The organism is Streptomyces sp. DS1-CR2, assembly GCF_055760475.1.
Window position 1 is genome coordinate 8763129 of sequence record NZ_CM147085.1, and the last position, 16265, is coordinate 8779393.

A 16265-nucleotide genomic window follows, 5' to 3' on the forward strand; every position below is an offset into this window, starting at 1 on the left:
AACTCCTGATCGGTGAGGACTTCCTGCCAACTGACAGGTCGTACACCGAGCCTAACGAGCAGTAGGGGCCCCTGCCCGGCATCGATGCCGGGCAGGGGCCCCTACTGGGATCTGCGACCTGGGATCCGCGCGCTGACTACGTCAGCCGTCGGATTCCGGTGACGGGATGTAGGCGCCCGGCACGTCCTTCGGGGCGAAGATCTTGTTCTCGCCGGGGTACGGCTTCGACCACTCGTGCGTCTGGTACCACGTGAAGTGGTTCATCTGCGCGGGGTTCGCGAAGTCGGGCTTGGCGTCGCGCCCGGTCAGCCGCTGCTGCGACTTCCAGGCGTCCCACTGCGCCGCGAGCTTCTGCTTGTCCGCCGGCACCTTCGCCGACGGCGCCGGCGCGGCATGGGGGTTCTGCGGCGCGGGGGTGTCCGGGCCGCAGGAGGGCGGGGTCTTCAGACCGCCGGTGAGCGAGGTCCGGTTGGGCAGCGTCTTGAAGGGTGTGAGGTCCGCCTTCTGGCTGAACGCCCCACGCATCGGGCTGGCCGCGCTGTCCTTCTGGTTCATCGGGTGGACCCCGAGGATCTGCTCGATGGTGCGGATCATCGTGATCTGCGAGTAGTAGTGGCTGTCGACGACGCCGTGCCTGGCCCAGGGGCTGATGATCTGGATCGGCGCGCGGTGGCCGTCGACGTGGTCGAGGCCGGCCTGGGAGTCGTCCTCGACAACGAAGATCGCCGAGTCCTTCCAGTACTTGCTGTGCGAGATCTCGTCGACCATCCTGCCGACCGCGAGGTCGTTGTCCGCGACCTGGGCGGCGGCGTTCGCCGGACCGCCGGTGTGGTCGCTGGACAGCCAGAACATGTTCAGGTTGGCCGGCCCGTTCTTCTCGAAGTCACGCTTCCAGATCTCGGACCGGTAGATGTCCGGGACGCTCGTGTCGAACTTCGGGAACCCGTGCACCGACACGGAGTTGAGGGACGGGATGGGCGAGGAGGACACCAGGGGGTAGGCGGTGTCCTGACCGGTCGCGCCCATGTTCTTGGAGTCGCAGTACAGGTTCTGCCAGCTCGCGTCCGCCGGCTTGGTGAGGAACTGCTGGAACTCGCCGAAGTCCCGTACGGACTTGCCGGCAGCCTGGGCACCGGTCCAGATGAAGCCGGTCCGCTGGTGACCGAGCGCGTCGTCCTCGGTGTCGTAGCTGCGTGCGTACTCACCGGCCGATGACTCGGTGTACTCCGGGTCGTCGGCCTGCATCAGCCAGTTGTGGCCCTCGGCGGAGTTCGTGCCGATGTCGTACGTGTTGTCGTACAGGCCGAACTGCTTGGCCAGGGCGTGCTGGTTCGGCGTCACGTTCTCGCCGAACTGTGCCAGCGACGGGTCCCCGTTGCCCTCCGGGACGTCGCCGAGAACCTGGTCGTAGGTCCGGTTCTCCTTGACGATCATGAAGACGTGCTTGATCGTCGAGGGGTCGCCGAGCCGCTCGGGGACCGGCACCGGCTTCGGCTTCTTCTTGCCCTTGCCGTGGCTCAGCGTCACCGAGCCGCGGGTCCAGCCGTTCTGCCGGAAGACCTTGGCCGTCTGCGACTTGATGACGCGGTCGTTCGGCAGGGTGAACCGCTGCACGCTCGACGTCGTGTCGTGGGTGGCGTGCCCGGCGCCGGTGGTGGGGCGGCGGGCGTCGATTCCGCGGGTGTTGGAGACGACCACCTGCTTGCCGACGGTGGCGATCTCGGCGGGGAAGTAGTCCGTCGGAAGCAGGCCGACGTAACTGACCGGCTCCTGCGGGGTCGTGTACCGGTAGACGGCGACCGCGTTGGCGCGGCCGAGGGTCACCAGCAGATGGCCGTCATCGGTGAGCGTCACCGCGTCGGGCTCGTAGCCGACCGACGACTCCGGCCACGGCTGGGTGGCGACGGTCTGCACGACCTTGTTCTTGGTCGTGTCGATGACCGACACGTCGTTGGTGGCGGTGTTGGTGACGAACAGCGCGTTCTTCTTGGCATACAGCGCGGTCGGGTGCAGACCGACGTTGATGCTCGATACGGCGGCATCCGGGTTCGCCAGGTCGATGACGCTGACCGTGCCGGTGGTGGTGGAGGCGGTCACCGGGTCGGCGGGCACCTGGGTGTTGTAGGAGTTGATCGTGGTGTCGCCGGGCTTCGCGGGACGCCCGCCCTCGTTGCTGACGTAGAGCTTGGTGCCGACCTCGGCCATGTCACGCGGGGCGTTGCCCACGGCCCAGCTCTGCTTGATGGCGCCGGTCGCCGCGTCGATGGCGACGACGCGGTTCTGGCCGTTGACCGCCGAGTACACGGTGGAGCCGTCGGACGAGAACACGGGCTCGCCCACCAGCGCGTGCTTGGGCCCGTCCGCCGGGATCTTGACGGACGTCGGATGGGCGACGCTGCCGTCCGGGTTGACGGTGAACTTGGTGTAGCCGTCGATCTGGCCCAGCCACAGCTGCGTCCCGTCGGGCGAGTACGTGGGGCCTTCCTGGCCCACGTCGTTGCCGCTGATGCGCAGGTCGGCCGACGCGGAGTTGCCGACGAGCTGCTGCACCTTCCAGCTCTTGAGGTCGACGATGGAAAGGGCCATGCCGCCGTCGGTGATCGAGGCCGCGAGGTGAGTGCCGTCCGGGCTGAGCGAGGACGACATGATCTTGCCGTTGTTGACGACGAGCCGGTCGCCGTACGGGGCGATGTACTGATCACTGGAGATGACCTGGCCCTGACGCGTGCTCTGGCCGACCTGGTCGGTGCCGAACTGGTGCGTCTGCGCGAAAGCGGTGCCCGCGGCGGCGAGGGCAAGAGCCGTGATGCCTGCCGTGGCCAGGGGTATTCGGCGGCCGATGTGTCTGCCGAGAAGGCCGGAACGGTCCTTCGCAGCACGCCTACGACGGCGTGTTACCTGCATTGCGTTATCCCTTCGGGGTTGCGGGAAGCAGCTCGACATTGCCGTCGAACTGCCAGAGCGGGTTCGGTCCGTCCCCGGTCGGGGTGCGCACCAGGAAGTAGCCGTTCACTTCCTTCGGTCCATCGCCGTCGGCCATGAACCGCCCGTCAGCGGTGACGTCGAGCTGGTAGACGGCCGACCCGGTGGCCTCGACGTCGGGGAGATGCCAGGAGACGACGCAGCGCCAGTCGTTGCCCGGCCCCTCGGCCGCGACCCTGGTGCTGCCCTTGGTGCACGCCGCGCTCGCCTTGAGCTGCGCTTCGGTGACGTCGGGGCGGTTGAGCTGCTCGGTCTGCCGGCGGTAGAGATGGGCGAATGCCGTGGCGACCGAGCGCTGCACCTTGTCCTGCCCGATCCCGGAGCCGGTGGCCGAGGTCGCCGGGGCGACGACGACGGCCGTCAGGACGAGGAGCCCGACGAGCGGCAGGGCTCCGACCGTGATGGCGCGGCGCCCCGAGCCGTCGTGGGTCAGGTCGGTGAAGTCCCGCCTCAGGAAAAGGAGATAGGCCAGCGCCGTCGCGATCACCGCCCACAACAGGCTGACAACGATGCCAATGAGGAGCGGACCGAGCTGGGACGGGCCGGTGAACAGACCGTTCCAGGCGATGAAGGCGTAGCTGGGCAGGGCCAGGCGCACGGCGACGGGGAGCGGCAGCATCTGGACGAACTGCATTGTGAGCGCGACGAGCATGGGCAGCAGGAGCCCCATCGGGGAGCGCCCGAGCGCGACGGACCCGAGCAGTCCGATCGCGGCGAAGGCCAGGGTCGGGGCGAGTACGCAAACCCAGGCGAGCAGGACCTGGACGGCCGCGTCTCCCGGCGACAAGAGGTGGCCGTCGAGACCGACCAGCGACTGGTTGCCGACCGCCACGACCCCACCGGCCGCGCTGGAGCAGGCCAGCCCGGCGACGAGCAGCAGGATGACGGTGAGGCTGGCCAGTGCCTTCGCGGCGAAGATCCGCCGGGGCGAGCGGACCGCCACGAGCAGATGGCGCCAGGTGCCCAGCCGGTCCTCGGAGGCGAACACGTCACCGGCGACCACCGAAGTCAGCAGCGGGAGCACCCAGGTACCCGAGAAACCGAGCACCACCAGCGATCCGGCCCATCCCGTGGCGTGCATCCAGCGACCGAAGAGCGTGTCGACGGGCAGCGAGCTCTGCTGGCTCACCGCTGCGACGAAGAGTGCCGGCGCGATCCAGCAGGCGAGGACCAGCAGGCGGATCCGCCATTGCGAGACGAGCTTGACGAGCTCGAAGCGGTAGCCGCGCGCCACCGAGACGCGGGCGGTGGCAGCGGCGGCGGGGCCGGCGGCGATGGTTGCGGTCATCTGCTGTTCTCCTGCTGCTCGGTGAGGGCGAGAAACGCCGCTTCGAGCGGCGACACCACGGGCGCGAGCTCGCGCAGCGCGATGTCCGCGTGCACGAGCCGCACCACCAGTTCGTCGAGGGCGGGCACCGGCGCGCGCACGACGAGCGCCTCGGTGTCGTGCCGTCCCACGGCGTTGTCGACGACGCGGATCCCGGAGGTGTCGGCCGCAAGGTGGCGCGCGGCCTGCGGGTCGGAGGTCAGCAGCCGGTAATCGAGCTCGCTGTTCTCGGCGGCCAGCTTGCTCAGCGGGCCGGAGAAGACGATCCGTCCGGTGGCGAGGATGGTGACCTCCGAGCACAGCGCCTCGAGGTCGTCCATGCGGTGGCTCGACAACACGACGCTGGTGCCCTCCGTCGCGAGCCGGGCCAGGACACCGTGTACGTGCTTCTTCCCTGCCGGGTCGAGTCCGTTGGACGGTTCGTCGAGCACGAGCAGCCGGGGCTTGGTGAGCAGGGCCGCGGCGAGCCCGAGCCGCTGACGCATGCCGAGGGAGAAGCCGCGGGCACGGTCGTCGGCGACATCGGTGAGCCCGACCTGTTCGAGTACGTCGCCGATCCCCGACGCCCGTGCGTCGACGCCGCGCAGGGCGGCCAGCGCGGCCAGGTTCTGCCTGGCAGTGAGCGAGGGGTAGAGACCGGGACCGTCCACGAAGCCGGCGACGCCCTCGGGAGCGGCGAGCGCCCGCCCGATGGGCGTACCCAGGATGTCCAGCCGGCCGTCGTCGGCGACGGCCAGGCCCAGCAGGAGCCCGAGCAGCGTCGTCTTCCCGGCGCCGTTCGGTCCGACCAGGCCGTGGATCTGCCCCTGCGCCACATCCAGATCGATGTCGTCGAGCGCGATGACGTCGCCGAAACACTTGGTGATCCCGCGAGCCCGTATTGCACGGCTTTCGTCCATGAGTGCCTTCCCTGGAAACCTCCGAGGACCTTAGGGACGGCATACGACGCAGGCGGGGACGGATACTTGACGTTCAGAGAACGGGAGACGACCGGAATCCATTGCACCGATGCCTGGCCGGTAACAGTCGATATTTCTAACTGCTCGTCTCTCAGGGGGAGTTGACGCGGGATCATCCGCGGCCTACGCCACACAGATCTCCCGGCATGGAGACACAGACGTGACCGACGAACTACCTGAGCACGCGCAGGGACGCCAACACCCTGAAGGTGCTGGCCGACCGCTGGCTGGAGGCCGGGACCGGCCCGGCGCCGGACGCCCGACCTTTGCGGCAGCCGGCTGCCCGGACCTCAGCGACCGTACGACCGTGGCCACAACCGGCGTCCTCTTCACGGCCGACGGCATCGAACCGGCCGAACTGACCGCGATGAAAAGGCGGTTCGAGGCGACCGCCGAGGCGTGCGAGCGCCTGTCCGGCTGGCTCGCCGTACACATGACGGCCGAGTGGAAGCGCCACGACGCCCTGCTCACCCCTGCACTGACCGACGCCGCCCGGGTCCGGTACGTCGCACTGGCCCGCAGCGCCACGGGCGGCAACGCCTACGAGGTCGCCGCGCACCTGGTGACCGCCGCGCTCGACGCGATGCGCTCGACGCGATGCGCAATCTGGACCTGACCCCGTCGGGGATCCGCTGCCGACCCGGCCGGATCGGCAGCGCTGCTGCGGACCTCGTCCTGGCTCGTCGACACGGCGGCCGCGACGACAGCCGAGCAGGCCGCCTCGCTCAGCCGCTCCGACCCCGACTGGACCGCCTTCATTACAGCCTTTGACGCGCTCGTCGCACCGACATGACCGTCCACTGGCGGCGACCGGTGCCACCGGGCGCGGGCACACAAGTACTGACGAGCATGACAAGCTGTCCTTCCCATTGCCCGAACCCAGGAGGTCACCATGGCTGCAGAGGCTGCATCGCAGGAAGGTTCGGAGCCGACCGAGGCCGAGACGGAAAAGCCGGCGCCCGAGACGGAAGGACTGGCGCCCGACGAGGAGGGCCAGTACGACCTGAAGCGCAAGTTCCGCGAGGCGCTCGACCGTAAGCGCGGCATGCAGGCGGACGCCGCCGGCGGCGCCGCGAAGACCACGTCGAAGATCCGTGGGGCGCACGGTCCGGCTTCGAGCCAGAAGTCGTTCCGACGCAAGAGCGGCGGCTGAGCACGACAGAGCTCCTTCGACGGTGAGGCGCCACATGGCACGCTGAGCCCCCTGGGTCTGTGATCGTCTGGGAGGTTGGCCACGTGGCGCAGTATCAGCCGGCGCGGAACGTGGGCGATGCGGAGGCCCGCGCCGAGGAGCACCGGCTCCGCAAGGATCTCGGTTTCTGGGGCCTGGCCGCGATCGCTTCTCCAACATCCTCGGCTCGGGCTGGCTGTTCGCCGCCCTGTACGGCGCGCGGACCGCCGGCCCCCACTGCTGTCCTGGATCGCGGCCGGCGCGCTCTGCGCACTGGTGGCCCTGGTCATGGTCGAACTCGGCGCCACCAGGCCGGAGGGCGGCGGCACCGTCCGGTGGCTGCTGTACGCGAGCGGCCGGCTGGTCGGCACGGTCGTCGGCTGGTCAGTCCTGCTCTCCGTGGGCGGTACCGCCGCCGAGATCAGCGCGATCATGCAATACGCCGCCCACTACGTGCCCGGGCTCCACGAAGGCGGCAAGCTCACCGCGTCGGGCCTGGGCGTCGCCTCCGCGCTCAGTGTGCTGCTCACCGCGCTGAAATGGTTCGCGGTACGGATGTTCGCCCGCCTGAACAACCTCGTGTCGGCGTTCAAGGTCGTCGTGCCCGTGGTCACGATCGTCGCGCTCTTCCTGTCCTGCACCCACTCGGGCCGCCTCACCGACCACGGCGGCTTCGCCCGTCTCCCGCATGGCGGACCTCCTCGACGGCTTCGGATGGATCGAGCGCGCGGCGGACCCGAAGGACCAGCGGGCCACCCTGATCGCCCTCAACGACACAGGCCGGGCGCTCCTGGACTCCACGCGCCGCCAGGCAGCCACCCGTCTCGCCGAGCGGATCGACCAGCTCATCCCCGACCAGCAGCGCTCGCTGCACGATGCCCTGCCGGCGCTGGAAGCACTCACCGAACAGCGGCTCGGCGAACCGCCAAGGACCAGCCGACGCCAGAGCCTGTCTTAGGCGGACCCGTCAGTGCCGGTCCGGCCGAGGGGCCTGTGTGCGCTGGACGGCGATGACGGCGGCATCGTCGCCGAGATGTCCTTGGCAGTGAGCGAGGAGGTCCCGGCGGAGGTGATCCAGGAGCGCTTCCGGGCGGTTCTCGGCCCACTGCTCGACTCGCTGCGCCAACGGATAGAAGACCCCGTTTTCATCGCGGGCTTCGGTGACCCCGTCGGTGTAGAGGATCAGGGTGTCACCGGCGTCGAAGGCGAACTCTTCGACGGGAAACTGCGAGGCCGGCAGCGCGGCCACGCCGAGGGGCGGGGCCGGGTGGGCGCTGGTGAGAGTACGGACGTGGTGCTCGTGCAGCAGCAACGGCGGGGGATGTCCGCAGCAGGTCATGCGGGTCACGTGGCCGTCATGGGGGATTTCCAGGAGCAGGGCGGTGATGAAGTGCTCGTCGATCCCGTCCTCCGCCTCGACGAAATCGGTGAGGTAACGGGACACGCTCCGGTCCAGGGCGCCGGCGAGCGCGGGCAGCGTGGGGTGCTGGTCGGCGACCACGCGGAACGCACCGAGCAGCTGCGCCGACTCGCCGACCGCCGACAGCCCGTGTCCCCGTACATCACCGATGATCATCCGTACGCCGTCGTCGGTGCCGGTCGCCGTGTAGAGGTCGCCGCCGATCTCGGCCTCGTCCTCCGCCGCCAGGTACAGCGAGGCGATCCGCAGCGGGCCGATGCGGTGGGGGAGCGGCCGCAGCAGGGCCTTCTGCGCGGCCTCGGCCACGGACCGCACTTTGGCCAGCTCCTGTCTGCGGTGCTCACGCACGCGGCAGATGAACACGATCAGGGCGGAGAGCACGGTGAGGGAGAAGACCTGCACCATCACGTTGCGCGTGTACAGGACGCCGAAATGGATGCCGATGTACGCCTGGGCCCCAATCGCCAGGGCCGCGACGAATGCCGTCAGGCGGGGTCCGGCGAAGGAGGCGGTGAGCGCGGGGGCCACGACCAGTAGCGGCCCCAGATGGACGTCGGCCGGCACCAGGATGTCGACGACCGTGATCACCACGATGAGCGCGAGCGGAAGCATCACCAGCGCGTGACTCGGCTGCCACCGCTGCCACAGACCTCCCAGGCGCCGCCGTAGGCCCACCCATCCACTGTGCACCCTCGGAGGGCGGCGTGGGTGTCGAGAGGCTCTTCACGTGCGGAGATTGCACAGGGTGACGACTCTCGGGGACTCCAGCTCTCGCTGCACGCCGTCGTTCAAGGGCGCGCGCCTGGACAGCCGAGCGCGCGTGGCAGGCGGCGATCAGCAGGTCCAGGGCGAGCCCCGGACGCAGGCGGCCAGTCCCGTTCGTCGAGGCCTATCCCAGCTTCTTGAACATGTGGACATCTTCGGCGCCGCCCGGGATTCCCAAGGTTCGGCCGGTCTCGACATATCCGTGGCGCTGGTAGAACTCCGGCGCTTGGAACGTGAAGGACGATACGCAGGCGCGGTCACAGCCTCGCCGGCGCGCCTCCGCCTCCGCAGCCAGGAGGATCTTTGATCCCCACCCGTCCTTACGGCTCTTCTCACGGATCCAGAGCATCTCGATGCCGAACAGCCCACCCCACGTCCAGCCGGAAAGGCCTCCGAGCAGCTCACCGGCGTCGTCGACGACCTTCACCGACAGCGAACTCTGATCTGCGGCAGTGGTTCCGGTGGCAGGGAAGTTGACCTCGTTCAGGCCCTGGGACAAGCGCTCGTTGAGCTCCGAGTCGCGCTGCCCGACGCTCAACGTCTCACCGGTCTGATCATGTGTCATGCGGCGGAGTGTGACACACACGACGCACCTCGGGCGCTCGGCCTCGGCGCGGGGGCTGAGCTTGTCGCAGGCGCGGTGACGGGATCGTCTACGGTGACACCGGCCGCCGCGAACGAGGCCCCGGCAGCTCATCGCGCCGGGGCCGGCCCGGCGAAGGCAGAGAAGGAAGAGAGCAGGGATCGGTGTACGTAAAGATCTGCGGTCTGCGCACGGCGGACACACTTGACGCGGCGGTCGCGGCAGGCGCGGACGCCGTCGGATTCGTCTTCGCGCCCGGCAGCCCGCGACTGATCGGGGCCGAAGCCGCCGGCGAGCTGGCGCGACGCGTGCCCGCCGCGGTCGAGACCGTGGGCGTGTTCCGGCGACAGCCCATCGAGGAGGTCCTGGCGACGGCCTCCGCCGCGCGCCTCACCACCGTCCAGCTGCACGGCGACGAGGAGGACGCGGCGTTCGAACGCCTCCGCGCCGAAGGGTTCCGGACGATCCGGGCTCTGGCCTGGGACGGCTATCTCGCGCGTGCGGAGATGGATCCCGCTGACCGGCTGCTCCTCGACGCCCCGGTGCCGGGCAGCGGTGCCCGCTTCGACACCGACCTGCTCGCCGAACGCCCGCCCCAGGGATTCTGGCTGCTGGCAGGGGGGTTGGACCCTGACAACGTAGGCGCGGCCGTACGGTCGGCCGCCCCCGATGGTGTCGATGTGTCCAGCGGCGTCGAGTCCGAGAAGGGCGTCAAGAGCGCCGACCTGATCCGCCGTTTCGTGGCGGCCGCGCGCACCGGGTAACGCATGCGCGTACCGCACCGTCGGCCCGGGGACCCGAAGGCGACGATCGTGATCAGTCGTGTGCGGGACAACGGCGCGATCTGCGGAGTGCTCGCGCCGACGACGAGGCCGACCACACCACCAGACGTACCCCCACCAGCTTCAGCAGGGCACGCGCTCTCCACAGCGTCGGCGCCGAGCGGCCTCGTCTCGGGCAGACGACGCCGTAGGCGCCGAGAGCCGAAGTGGTGAGCGATCAACGATCAAAGAGAGACCATCTGAGAGATCAGGCCTATGCGGCGTTGTACGCCTCGCGCTGGTTCGGGGTCGGCCGGATCGCGCGGAGGCGATGAGTTCTCGTCGGTGCGGCAGTCCACACGGGTGAAGGCACAATCCGTACGGAAAGGGACCATCATGAGCAGCGGCAAGCTGATCGTCACCGCGTTCATCACCATGGACGGCGTCATGCAGGCTCCGGGCGGCCCGGGCGAGGACGTCGACGCCGGCTTCGAGCACGGCGGCTGGCAGGTCCCTTACGTCGACGACGACTTCATGGTCCTCATGACGGGGGTCTTCGAGCAGACCGCCGACCATCTCCTCCTCGGCCGGAAGACGTATGACATCTTCGCCGCCCACTGGCCCCGCGTGACCGATGAGAACGACCCGATCGCCGTGAAGCTGAACACGATGCCCAAGTACGTCGCCTCGCGCACCCTGGACGGCGGCCTGGAGTGGAACAACTCCCACCTCCTCAAGGGTGAGGCCGCCGAGTCCGTCGCACAGCTCAAGGATCAGGTCGATGGCGTGATCATGACGCAGGGCAGCAGCGACCTCATCCGCACCCTGCAGGAGCACGACCTCGTGGACGAGTACCGGCTGCTCATCAACCCCGTGATCCTCGGGACGGGCAAGCGGCTCTTCGCCGAAGGCGCCGCCCCTGTCGCCTGGACGCTCACCGAATCCGGTGCCACCGGCGCGGGCGTTCAGTACTGCGTCTACGAACGGGCCGGCAAGCCCCGGTACGGATCCTTCCTGCTGGACGACCAGGAGTGAGGCAGGGGGAGTCGGAGACTACGACACGGTCGGTCCCGCACTTCTGGCCACGCTCGAACCGGACCAGTTCCAGTCCACGCGGGAGCTCCACACTCATTTCCTGAGGCCCGTCTGCCCGGGCCGGATCATCGGGAAGGGGCGCGTGGTGCAGCGGGCCGGGGCCCCGCCGGGCGGGTAACCTCCGGGCCGTTTGCCGCCGGCCGGCGGGCGCGCCAGGCCGCGGTTCCTAGCGTTCTTGCGCTTCCGCTTCCAGCAGCCGTCCAACAGCCTGTTCCAGTACGGCGATCCGGTCCGCCAGGACCGCCGCCTCGGGGCCGTCCGTACCCTCTCTGTCGCGGAGCAGGCTTTGCACCTGGGCCAGGTGACGTTCGACGTTGGCAAGGCGGTGCTGTTCCTCGGTGGGTTTCGTGGGCACGTCCACCGCCAGGAGACGAGTCAACTGCTCGGTCTGATCGGCTAGTTGACGGTTCTTGCGGTGCAGCTCCAGGAAGACGTTGACCTTGGTCCGCAACAGCCAGGGGTCGAACGGCTTGACCAGGAAGTCCGCCGCGCCGACCGTGTAGCCGCGATAGGCGTAGTTCGGGTCGACCGCCGCCCCGGTCAGCAGGATGATCGGGATGTCCTTGGTCTGGTCGAGGCCCTTGATGTTGGCGGCGGTCTCGAAGCCGTTCATGCCCGGCATCATGACGTCGATGAGCGCGACCGCGAACTCCTGCCGCAGCATCGCCTTGAGCGCCGCCTCGCCCGAGTGCGCGCGGACCACCCGGGCCAGTGAGCCGAGTACGGCTTCGAGGGCGACCAGGTTCTCCTCCATGTCGTCGACGATGAGGATGCTGGAGGCGTCCGCCGCCGCACCCTGCGGCGCCGTCACGGCGTCCGCCCCGAGGCGGCGTCACCGGACGTGTCCGGAGGCGGTTCCGAGGGGATGTGCGGGTCGAGCAGCCGGCAGATCACCGACAGCAGCCGGTCTACGTCCACCGGCTTGGGGATGTAGTCGTTCGCGCCGCTCTCGATGGCCTTTTCGCGGTCGCCGGGCATGGCCTTGGCGGTGAGCGCGATGACCGGTAGGTTCGCGAAGCGGGGGGTGCGCCGCATCGCCGCGATCATCTCGTAACCATCCATCTCGGGCATCATGATGTCCATCAGGACCAGGGACACATCGGGTGTCCGGTCGAGGACCTCGAGGCCCTCTCGGCCGTTCTCGGCGTATTTGACGGTGATTCCGACGCGGCCCAGTACATGGGTCAGCGCGAAGACGTTCCGGATGTCGTCGTCGACGATCAGGATGAGGCGGTTGGCCAGCACCCCGGCGGCGCTGCCGGTCAGCCACTCCTTGAGCCGGGTCGTCTCCGGCCAGCCGGTGTGTTCGTCCACGAGGTCGGCCTTGAGGTCGTCGGTGAGGTCGTCGGCGGTGCGGGTTCCCGTGCGGGGCACGGACGCCGGGTCGGTGAACACGTCGACCTCCACGGGGGGTTGCGCGCGGGCCGTGGGCCGGCGGGCCGGTGAGTCCGGTCCGGTGATGGCCTGCACTTCGCCGGCCGTGGGGAGCGGTTCCACCGCGGGGGAGGTGTAGTTCACAGGTACATAGAGGGTGAAGGTGGAGCCGACGCCCGCCTCGCTCTCGGCCGTGATCCTGCCGCCGAGCAGGGCCGCCATGTCCCGGCTGATGGAGAGACCGAGACCGGTGCCGCCGTACTTTCGGTTGGTGGCGCCGTCGGACTGCTGGAACGCCTCGAAGATCCCGTTGAGCATCTCCGGCTGGATGCCGATTCCGGTGTCCTTGACGGAGAGGGCGATGACGTCGTCCGCGTCGCGCAGTGTCTCCTCCTCGAAGTCTGCGGGCGTCGCGCCCTCCACGAGCAGTTCCACCCCGCCGGACGAGGTGAACTTCACCGCGTTCGACAGAAGGTTGCGCAGGATCTGCTGGAGGCGCTGCTCGTCGGAGAAGAGTTCGTTGGGGACTTTCTCGCCGACCTTGATGGTGAACGACAGGCCCCGGTCGCTGGAGAGCGGCTGGAACGTCGCCCGTACGTAGTCGAGCAGTTTGTGCAGCGGCAGCTTCTTGGGGTGCACATCCATGCGGCCCGCTTCGATCTTCGACAGGTCGAGGATGTCGTTGATCAGTTGCAGCAGGTCGGAGCCCGCCTGGTGGATGGTGATGGCGAACTCCACCTCCTCCGCGGAGAGCCGGCCGGAGGGATTGTCGGCGAGCAGCCGGGACAGCACGAGGAGCGAGTTGAGGGGGGTGCGCAACTCGTGCGACATGTTCGCCAGGAACTCCGACTTGTACTGGGAGGACGTGGCGAGGAGCGCCGCCTTCTCCTCCAGCTTGGCGTTGGTGATCTGCAACTCGTCGGAGCGCTGGCGCAGTTCGGCGGTGAGGCGCTGGGACTCCGAGAGGAGGGACTCGGTGCGGGCGTTGGCGATGATGGTGTTGATGGAGACACCGATGGTGTTCACGAACTGGTCGACGAAGGCGAGGTGGACCTCGCTGAAGCGGCTGAACGAGGCCAGTTCGATGACGCCGAGCACCCGGTCCTCGAAGAGGATCGGCAGGATGACGACACTGGCCGGCGGCGCGGCGCCGAGGCCGGAGCTGATGGTGATGTAGTCCGTGGGGACCGCGTCGACGAGAATCCGCCGTTTCTCCGCGGCGGCCTGGCTGATCAGGCCCCAGCCGGGCGCGCCCAGGCTGAGCCGGGGACGCGGCCGGCGGCCTTCCTCCTGACCGGTGCCGTAACCGGCCAGGAGCTCGAGGTCCTCGCCCGGTTCCGCACCGGCCTCGGCCAGGAAGAACGCACCGTACTGGGCGTTCACCAGAGGGGTCAGCTCGCGCAGGATCAGGTCGGCGACCTCGACCAGGTCGCGGTGGCCCTGCATGAGCCCTGCGATACGGGCCAGGTTGGACTCCAGCCAGTCCTTGGCGCGGGTCGTCTCACGGAGGTTCGCCACCATGAGGTTGATGTTGTCCTTCAGAGTGGCGACCTCGCCCTGGGCCTCCACCGAGATGGAGCCGGACATGTCGCCCTGCGTGACCGCGCTCGCGACCTCGGCGATCGCGCGCACCTGGGTGGTGAGGTTCAGGGCCAGCTCGTTCACGCTGGTGGTCAGGCGCTTCCACGTCCCGTAGACGCCTTCCACGCGGGCCTGGCCGCCCAGCTGACCCTCGGAGCCCACCTCACGGGCCACACGCGTGACCTCGGAGGAGAAGGAGGAGAGGGTGTCGACCATCGTGTTGATCGTGGTCTTGAGTTCAAGGATCTCGCCGCGTGCGTCGACGTCGATCTTCTTCGACAGGTCGCCGCGCGCGACGGCGGTGGCGACCTGCGCGATGTTGCGGACCTGGGAGGTCAGGTTGTCGGCCATGAAGTTGACGTTGTCCGTGAGGTTCTCCCAGACCCCGGAGGCGCCGTGGACCTGGGCGCGGCCGCCGAGCCGTCCCTCGGTGCCGACTTCGCGGGCCACACGGGTCACCTCGTCAGCGAACGCCCTCAGCTGCTGGACCATCGTGTTGATGGTGTCCTTGAGCTCCAGGATCTCGCCGCGTGCGTCGACGTCGATCTTCTTCGACAGGTCTCCGTTGGCGACGGCGGTGGTGACCTGGGCGATGTTGCGGACCTGGGACGTCAGGTTGAGCGCCATGAAGTTCACGTTGTCGGTGAGGTCCTTCCAGACCCCGGAGGCGCCCCTGACCTGGGCCTGACCGCCCAGGTTGCCCTCGGTGCCGACCTCGCGGGCCACACGTGTGACCTCGTCGGCGAAGGCGGACAGCTGGTCGACCATCGTGTTGATCGTCGACTTCAGCTCAAGGATTTCTCCCTTGGCCTCCACGGTGATCGTCTTCGCGAGGTCTCCCTCGGCGACGGCGGTGGCGACCTGGGCGATGTTGCGGACCTGGGAGGTCAGGTTGTCGGCCATGAAATTGACGCTCTCCGTGAGGTCCTTCCAGACCCCGGATACGCCCCTGACCTGCGCACGTCCGCCGAGCTGGCCCTCGGTGCCGACCTCGCGGGCCACACGTGTGACCTCGTCGGCGAAGGCGGACAGCTGGTCGACCATCGTGTTGATCGTCGACTTCAGCTGAAGGATCTCGCCCCGCGCGTCCACGGTGATCTTCTGGCTCAGGTCTCCGTTGGCGACGGCGGTGGTGACCTGGGCGATGTTGCGGACCTGGGAGGTCAGGTTCGACGCCATGAAGTTCACGTTGTCGGTGAGGTCCTTCCAGACCCCGGAGGCGCCCCTGACCTGGGCGCGGCCGCCGAGCTGTCCTTCGGTGCCGACCTCGCGGGCGACCCTGGTGACCTCGTCTGCGAACGCCCGCAGCTGGTCCACCATCGTGTTGACGGTGAGCTTCAGCTCCAGCAGCTCGCCGGTGGCCTCGACGGTCACCTGCTGCGTCAGGTCGCCACGGGCCACGGCGGTGGTCACTACCGCGATGTCCCGCACCTGCGCCGTCAGCCGCGACGCCATCGTGTTGACCGCCTCGGTCACGTGGAGCCAGTCGCCGGACAGGCCCTGCGCCTTCGCGCGGCCCCCCAGACGCCCCTCGGTACCCACCTCACGGGCGACCCGGGTCACCTCTCCGGTGAACAACGAGAGCTGGTCCACCATGCGGTTCACGCCGATGCCCAGGCGCCGCAGGTCGCCGCGGAGCTGGCGGCTTCCGTCGTGCAGATCGACGTGCTGGGTCAGATCGCCGTCCGCGACGGCGTCGAGGACCCGGGTGGCCCTGGCGACGGGCCCCACCAGCGCTTCGATCGCCGTGTTGGCGGCCTCGACGTTCGTCGTCCAGGTGCCTGAGCCCGGACTCGCCGAGATGCGCTCGTCAAGCCGGCCCCGCCGGATGATCTCGTGCCGGACGCGCTGGAGCTCCGACGCGAGATGGCCGTTCCGCGCGATGATCTGGTTGAGGACCGCGCCCATCTCGGCGACGACCGGGTCGTGCGGGGCGACCTCGCCCTCTTCCGGCGAACCGGCTGCACGCGCCGTGAAATCGCCGTCTCGCAGGGCCTTCATCGTGGCGAGAAGCGGGCGCAACTCACTCGTACGGACCCATGGTCCGGAGTCCGTCGTGGGCGCGTGGGCCGCGCCCGGCCGCGTCGTGTCCATGGTCATGAACCATCCTCCGCCCGGAGTTCGTCGCGCACACCAGCGGCCTATGTGGGCATGTTTGTCATATTATAAGGGCCGCGAAAATACTTCTCCCATGCGCTGTTGCCGCACCCAGGGGGCGTCGTGATCCCGTTGCCCGCACACTCGGCT

The 16265-nt window shown here is 68.8% G+C and carries 12 protein-coding genes and 1 pseudogene; 6 read left to right on the plus strand and 7 right to left on the minus strand.

What is annotated here, in order from left to right; translation table 11 throughout:
- Positions 1–141: 141 nt before the first annotated feature.
- Genes ACY0PA_RS41070 through ACY0PA_RS41080 form a run of 3 tightly spaced genes read right to left on the minus strand, consistent with a single transcriptional unit; the run spans position 142 to position 5208 of the window.
- Complete coding sequence (locus ACY0PA_RS41070; protein WP_473082422.1) at positions 142–2904, minus strand: alkaline phosphatase family protein; 2763 nt, start codon at positions 2902–2904, stop codon at positions 142–144.
- Positions 2905–2908: 4 nt separating this feature from the next.
- Entirely contained in the window at positions 2909–4270 is a 1362-nt protein-coding gene (locus ACY0PA_RS41075) for an ABC transporter permease (protein ID WP_473082423.1), read from the minus strand.
- Positions 4267–5208: an ABC transporter ATP-binding protein gene (locus ACY0PA_RS41080; protein WP_473082424.1), complete on the minus strand. Its 942-nt coding sequence runs from the start codon at positions 5206–5208 to the stop codon at positions 4267–4269. The genes ACY0PA_RS41075 and ACY0PA_RS41080 overlap by 4 nt, the downstream gene beginning before the upstream one ends.
- 367 nt (positions 5209–5575) lie before the next feature.
- On the opposite strand from ACY0PA_RS41080, the gene ACY0PA_RS41085 reads away from it, so the two are divergent.
- The 4 genes and pseudogenes from ACY0PA_RS41085 (at position 5576) to ACY0PA_RS41100 (ending at position 7397) form a co-directional block, all read left to right on the plus strand.
- Positions 5576–5884: a hypothetical protein gene (locus ACY0PA_RS41085; protein ID WP_473082425.1), complete on the plus strand. Its 309-nt coding sequence runs from the start codon at positions 5576–5578 to the stop codon at positions 5882–5884.
- Positions 5885–6160: 276 nt separating this feature from the next.
- A complete protein-coding gene (locus ACY0PA_RS41090) occupies positions 6161–6421 on the plus strand; it encodes a DUF5302 domain-containing protein (protein ID WP_473082426.1) in 261 nt (86 codons plus the stop codon).
- A 110-nt stretch (positions 6422–6531) separates the two neighbouring features.
- Positions 6532–7132 (plus strand): annotated as a pseudogene (locus tag ACY0PA_RS41095) (APC family permease); the annotation flags it as partial.
- The gene (locus ACY0PA_RS41100) at positions 7128–7397 is read left to right on the plus strand and encodes a hypothetical protein (RefSeq protein WP_473086636.1); all 270 of its coding nucleotides are present in this window, start codon (positions 7128–7130) and stop codon (positions 7395–7397) included. The pseudogene ACY0PA_RS41095 and the gene ACY0PA_RS41100, both read left to right, overlap by 5 nt.
- 9 nt (positions 7398–7406) lie before the next feature.
- Here ACY0PA_RS41100 and ACY0PA_RS41105 read toward each other — a convergent pair whose 3' ends face one another.
- Positions 7407–8534, minus strand: a complete 1128-nt coding sequence (locus tag ACY0PA_RS41105; RefSeq protein ID WP_473082427.1) for a PP2C family protein-serine/threonine phosphatase — start codon at positions 8532–8534, stop codon at positions 7407–7409.
- Positions 8535–8748: 214 nt separating this feature from the next.
- Entirely contained in the window at positions 8749–9189 is a 441-nt protein-coding gene (locus ACY0PA_RS41110) for a GNAT family N-acetyltransferase (RefSeq protein ID WP_473082428.1), read from the minus strand.
- A gap of 182 nt (positions 9190–9371) precedes the next feature.
- Between ACY0PA_RS41110 and ACY0PA_RS41115 the strand changes: the two genes are divergently transcribed.
- A complete protein-coding gene (locus tag ACY0PA_RS41115; RefSeq protein WP_473082429.1) occupies positions 9372–9971 on the plus strand; it encodes a phosphoribosylanthranilate isomerase in 600 nt (199 codons plus the stop codon).
- Between the two features lie 393 nt (positions 9972–10364).
- A complete protein-coding gene (locus ACY0PA_RS41120) occupies positions 10365–11003 on the plus strand; it encodes a dihydrofolate reductase family protein (protein ID WP_473082430.1) in 639 nt (212 codons plus the stop codon).
- 226 nt (positions 11004–11229) lie between these two features.
- Here the strand turns inward: ACY0PA_RS41120 and ACY0PA_RS41125 are convergent, their stop codons facing one another.
- Together ACY0PA_RS41125 and ACY0PA_RS41130 are read right to left on the minus strand one after the other, a co-directional pair.
- Entirely contained in the window at positions 11230–11874 is a 645-nt protein-coding gene (locus ACY0PA_RS41125; protein WP_473082431.1) for a response regulator, read from the minus strand.
- The gene (locus ACY0PA_RS41130) at positions 11871–16112 is read right to left on the minus strand and encodes a HAMP domain-containing protein (RefSeq protein WP_473086593.1); all 4242 of its coding nucleotides are present in this window, start codon (positions 16110–16112) and stop codon (positions 11871–11873) included. The genes ACY0PA_RS41125 and ACY0PA_RS41130 overlap by 4 nt, the downstream gene beginning before the upstream one ends.
- Positions 16113–16265 lie beyond the last annotated feature (153 nt).

What these genes read in the sequence shown, in the direction of transcription:
- ACY0PA_RS41110 (WP_473082428.1), bottom strand. Translation starts at nt 9,189, where the DNA reads ATGACACATGATCAGACCGGTGAGACGTTGAGCGTCGGGCAGCGCGAC.
- ACY0PA_RS41070 (WP_473082422.1), bottom strand. Translation starts at nt 2,904, where the DNA reads ATGCAGGTAACACGCCGTCGTAGGCGTGCTGCGAAGGACCGTTCCGGC.
- ACY0PA_RS41130 (WP_473086593.1), bottom strand. Translation starts at nt 16,112, where the DNA reads ATGGACACGACGCGGCCGGGCGCGGCCCACGCGCCCACGACGGACTCC.
- ACY0PA_RS41120 (WP_473082430.1), top strand. Translation starts at nt 10,365, where the DNA reads ATGAGCAGCGGCAAGCTGATCGTCACCGCGTTCATCACCATGGACGGC.
- ACY0PA_RS41090 (WP_473082426.1), top strand. Translation starts at nt 6,161, where the DNA reads ATGGCTGCAGAGGCTGCATCGCAGGAAGGTTCGGAGCCGACCGAGGCC.
- ACY0PA_RS41100 (WP_473086636.1), top strand. Translation starts at nt 7,128, where the DNA reads ATGGCGGACCTCCTCGACGGCTTCGGATGGATCGAGCGCGCGGCGGAC.
- ACY0PA_RS41075 (WP_473082423.1), bottom strand. Translation starts at nt 4,270, where the DNA reads ATGACCGCAACCATCGCCGCCGGCCCCGCCGCCGCTGCCACCGCCCGC.
- ACY0PA_RS41080 (WP_473082424.1), bottom strand. Translation starts at nt 5,208, where the DNA reads ATGGACGAAAGCCGTGCAATACGGGCTCGCGGGATCACCAAGTGTTTC.